This window comes from Stenotrophomonas sp. 2YAF22, assembly GCF_052114665.1.
Lineage (GTDB): Bacteria > Pseudomonadota > Gammaproteobacteria > Xanthomonadales > Xanthomonadaceae > Stenotrophomonas > Stenotrophomonas indicatrix.
In genome coordinates, this window is record NZ_JBFRFE010000338.1 from 1 (window position 1) to 4,611 (window position 4,611).

Genomic DNA, 4,611 nt, shown 5'->3' on the forward strand with positions numbered 1-4,611 from the left:
GAAGTCGATCGAGCCGTGCCGCGTGGCCCTGAACGATGCCGGCCTGCGTTCGAGCGACATCAGCGAAGTGATCCTGGTCGGCGGCCAGACCCGCATGCCGAAGGTGCAGCAGGCTGTCACCGAGTTCTTCGGCAAGGAACCGCGCAAGGACGTCAACCCGGACGAAGCCGTGGCACTGGGTGCTGCGATCCAGGGCGGCGTGCTCGGCGGCGACGTCAAGGACGTGCTGCTGCTGGACGTGACCCCGCTGTCGCTGGGCATCGAAACCATGGGCGGTGTGTTCACCAAGATCATCGAAAAGAACACCACCATCCCGACCAAGGCCTCGCAGGTGTTCTCCACCGCCGAGGACAACCAGTCGGCCGTGACCGTGCACGTGCTGCAGGGTGAGCGCGAGCAGGCCCGCTTCAACAAGTCGCTGGCCAAGTTCGACCTGTCCGGCATCGAGCCGGCCCCGCGCGGCCTGCCGCAGGTGGAAGTGTCCTTCGACATCGACGCCAACGGCATCCTGCACGTGTCGGCCAAGGACAAGAAGACCAACAAGGAACAGAAGGTCGAGATCAAGGCCGGTTCGGGTCTGTCCGAGGAAGAGATCGCACGCATGGTCGCCGACGCGGAAGCCAACCGCGAAGAAGACAAGAAGTTCCAGGAGCTGGTGCAGGCCCGCAACCAGGCCGATGCCCTGATCCACGGCACCCGCAGCGCGATCACCGAGCACGGCAGCAAGGTCGGTGGCGAAGTGATCGGCAAGGTGGAAGCGGCCCTGGCCGATCTGGAAACCGCGATGAAGGGTGACGACAAGGCGCAGATCGAAGCCAAGTCGAAGGTGCTGGAAGAAGCTGGCCAGTCGCTGTTCGCTGCGGCTTCGGCCGACCAGGGCGGTGCCGCCCCGGGTGCCGACGCCGGCAATGCGGGCAAGGCGCAGGATGACGTGGTGGACGCCGAGTTCACCGAAGTCAAGGACGACAAGAAGTCCTGATCCGGACCGACACGGGACGCTGGTTGCCAGCGTCCCGTTGTCGTACCAGGGTCCTGACCGCCCTCTGGCGTGTCGGGGCGCCCGACGCAAGAGCGGACCTGGTTCCGCTCTTCCGCTTTGACGAATCCCGACTTTCCGGAATGCGATCCACGATATGAGCAAGCGCGATTACTACGAAGTGCTGGGCGTTGCCCGCACCGCCACCGACGAAGAACTGAAGAAGTCCTACCGCCGTTGCGCGATGAAGTTCCACCCGGACCGCAACCCGGGCGATGCGGCGGCCGAAGCCTCCTTCAAGGAGTGCAAGGAAGCCTACGAAGTCCTGTCCGACGGCAACAAGCGCCGCATGTACGACAGCCATGGCCACGCCGCGTTCGAACACGGCATGGGCGGTGGTGGCGGTGGTCCGGGCGGCCCGGACATGAACGATATTTTCGGCGACATCTTCGGCAACATCTTTGGTGGTGCCGGCGGTGGTGGCCCGCGCCAGGCGCGTCGCGGCGCCGACATCGGTTACGTGATGGAGCTGGACCTGGAAGAAGCGGTGCGTGGCGTCGAGCGCCGCATCGAGATTCCGACCCTGGCCGAATGCGGCGACTGCGATGGCAGCGGCTCGGAAGACGGCAAGGTCGAGACCTGCAACGTCTGCCATGGTCGTGGCCAGGTGCGCATCCAGCGCGGCATCTTCGCCATGCAGCAGGCCTGCCACAACTGTGGTGGCCGTGGCCAGATCATCGCCAAGCCCTGCAAGACCTGCCACGGCAACGGCCGTGTCGAAGAAGACAAGGTGCTGTCGGTGAAGGTGCCGGCGGGCGTCGATACCGGCGACCGCATCCGCCTGGCGGGTGAGGGCGAGGCCGGCCCTGCGGGGACGCCACCGGGCGATCTGTACGTGGAAGTGCGCGTGCGTGAGCACCACATCTTCCAGCGCGACGGCGACGACCTGCACTGCGAAGTGCCGATCCGCATTTCGCAGGCCGCACTGGGCGATACCGTGCGCGTGGCCACCCTCGGTGGCGAAGCGGAAATCCGTATCCCGGCCGAGACCCAGACCGGCAAGCTGTTCCGCCTGCGCGGCAAGGGTGTTCGTTCGGTACGCAGCCGCAGCGAGGGCGACCTGTACTGCCGCGTTGTGGTGGAGACGCCGGTCAACCTCACCAGCGACCAGCGCAAGCTGCTGGAGCAGTTCGAAGCCACCTTCAACGGCGAGGATGCGCGCAAGCACTCGCCGAAGTCGGCGACCTTCATCGACGGCGTCAAGGGCTTCTGGGATCGGATGACGTCCTGATCCCTTGAGGGAAATGTTGAACGACAGCGCCGGGCCATGCCCGGCGTTTTCGTTTCCGGTGCAGCAGATCCGCACCATGCGTGCACGCGGTGCAACGGATCAACGGAAAAACGCCGCCGGCGTCTGCCCCAGCTGGCGCTTGAACATGCTGGTGAATGCACTGGGGCTGTCGTAGCCCATCGCCAGCGCCACATCGATCACCTTCTCGCCGCGGGCCAGCCGTTCCATCGCGGCCAGCAGGCGCGCCTGCTGCCGCCACTGGCCAAACGTCATGCCCAGTTCGCTGGCGAAGTGGCGCTGGATGGTTTTCACGTCGATCGCCAACGCCTGCGCCCAGTCCTGCAGGGTCGCTTCGTCGCCGGGATGTTTCTGGATGTGCTGGCAGATCCTGTGCAGGCGCGGGTCGACGGGCTCGGGCAGGTGCAACGGCAGTACGTCCATGCGGTGCAGTTCGTCGAGCATCAGCCGCACCACGCGGCCATCGCGGCTGTCTTCTTCATGCGGTCCGTCGATCAGGATGGCTGCCTGCAGCAGTTCGCGCAGCAGGGGTGCTACCTGCACGGCGAAGGGCTCGGCGGGGAGCTGCGGGGCGAATGACGGTTCGATGTACAGGCTGCGCATGTGCACCTCGGCGATGCAGTCCACCGCATGCGCCATGCCCGCCGGCATCCAGATGGCGCGGGTGGAGGGCACCACCCAGCGGCCGACCTCCGAGCGCACCACCATCAGCCCGGACATGGAATAGACCAGCTGGTGCCGTCGGTGCTTGTGCGCCGCGATGTGGGTGCCGGCGCGGTAGTCGCGTGCGCGGCAGGTGACCGGGCGATGCACCGGCACCTCGTTCCACGGCGCGGTTTCGCGGACGGGACAGGGGGTGTCCTTTTTGCGATAGGCCATGACCAGAACGCGGCAGAAGGGAGCGGATGCCCACCGTAGCATGCACGGCTCGCCCCCATCCTGACCGTGCGCAATGTCGACTCTGGCTTCTCCCGCCGTATCCGCCCGCCCCGTATCGCCAGGAGTGCTGGCGGCCATCTCCAGCTCGCACATGGTCAACGACATGATGCAGTCGCTGATCCTGGCCATCTATCCGGTGATCAAGGGCGGCTTCAATCTCAGCTTCACCCAGATCGGCCTGATCACGCTGACCTACCAGCTCACCGCGTCGATCTTCCAGCCGCTGGTCGGCCTTGCCACCGACCGCCGGCCGGCCCCGTACTCGCTGCCGATCGGCATGGCCTCGACCTTGTGCGGCATGCTGCTGCTCGGCTTTGCGCCCAACTACGCGATGGTGCTGCTGGCCGCCGCGCTGGTAGGTATCGGTTCGGCCATCTTCCATCCGGAAGCCTCGCGCATCGCACGCCTCGCCTCCGGCGGCCGTCATGGCCTGGCGCAGTCGGTATTCCAGGTGGGAGGCAACTTCGGCACGGCGCTGGGGCCGCTGATCGCCGCAGCGGTGATCGTGCCCTATGGCCAGCATGCCGCATCTTGGTTTGCCGGTGCAGCGTTGATCGGCATTGCCCTGCTGACCTATGTCGGTCGCTGGTACTCGCTGCATCTGGGTGCGCCCCGGCCAGCAGCACACGGTGTGACTGCCGCGCGCCATCCGCCGCGCACGATCGCCCGGGTGCTGGCCATCCTGCTGGTGCTGATCTTCAGCAAGTACTTCTACATGGCCAGCATCGGCAGCTACTTCACCTTCTACCTGATGCATCATTTCGGCATTCCGGTGGCGCAGGCGCAGCTGCATCTGTTCGCCTTCCTGGTGGCGTCCGCCGCGGGTGGATTCTTCGGCGGGCCGCTGGGCGATCGTATCGGTCGCAAGCCGATCATCTGGGCCTCGATCCTGGGCGTGGCACCGTTCGCGCTGATGCTGCCGCATGCCGACCTGCTGTGGACGACGGTGCTGGCGGTGCTGATCGGCTTCGTGCTGTCTTCGGCCTTCTCGGCGATCGTGGTCTACGCGCAGGAAATGATGCCGCACCGCATCGGCATGGTGTCCGGGTTGTTCTTTGGCTTTGCCTTCGGCATGGGCGGCCTCGGAGCAGCGGTGCTCGGTCTGCTGGCTGACAAGACCAGCATCGAATTCGTCTACCAGCTGACCGCGTTCCTGCCGTTGCTGGGCATCGTCGCGGCCTGGCTGCCGCCGTCAAGGCCTACTGCGCACTGAGGGGTGTTCTTCGGCAGGGCTGCGCCCTGCACCTGCAGATGCCACGGCAACGGCCGAAGCAACGGCCGAAGCAACGGCCGAAGCAACGGCGACAGCGGGGTTCCTGCGGGATGGCGGGGTGGGCCCGGTTGCGGGGGACGCTGCAAGTACGTCCCTGTAAGCTCGGTCGCGCCA

4 protein-coding genes are annotated in these 4,611 nt (G+C 66.1%); 3 read left to right on the forward strand and 1 reads right to left on the reverse strand.

All coding sequences use genetic code 11. The features are described 5' to 3' along the window. Both AB4Y84_RS13800 and dnaJ read left to right on the forward strand, forming a co-directional pair. Positions 1-979 (forward strand): Hsp70 family protein (locus tag AB4Y84_RS13800; protein WP_442250293.1); only part of this gene is annotated, 979 nt, incomplete at its 5' end. A 154-nt stretch (positions 980-1,133) separates the two neighbouring features. Then, positions 1,134-2,267 (forward strand): molecular chaperone DnaJ, encoded by a 1,134-nt coding sequence (gene dnaJ, locus AB4Y84_RS13805; RefSeq protein WP_025878872.1) that lies wholly within the window; start codon positions 1,134-1,136, stop codon positions 2,265-2,267. A gap of 99 nt (positions 2,268-2,366) precedes the next feature. Here dnaJ and AB4Y84_RS13810 read toward each other — a convergent pair whose 3' ends face one another. Next, positions 2,367-3,164 carry an AraC family transcriptional regulator gene (locus AB4Y84_RS13810; RefSeq protein ID WP_093819924.1) on the reverse strand — a complete coding sequence of 266 codons (798 nt, stop codon included), beginning with the start codon at positions 3,162-3,164 and terminating at the stop codon, positions 2,367-2,369. Positions 3,165-3,237: 73 nt separating this feature from the next. Between AB4Y84_RS13810 and AB4Y84_RS13815 the strand changes: the two genes are divergently transcribed. Further along, positions 3,238-4,437: an MFS transporter gene (locus tag AB4Y84_RS13815; RefSeq protein ID WP_134832383.1), complete on the forward strand. Its 1,200-nt coding sequence runs from the start codon at positions 3,238-3,240 to the stop codon at positions 4,435-4,437. Positions 4,438-4,611 lie beyond the last annotated feature (174 nt).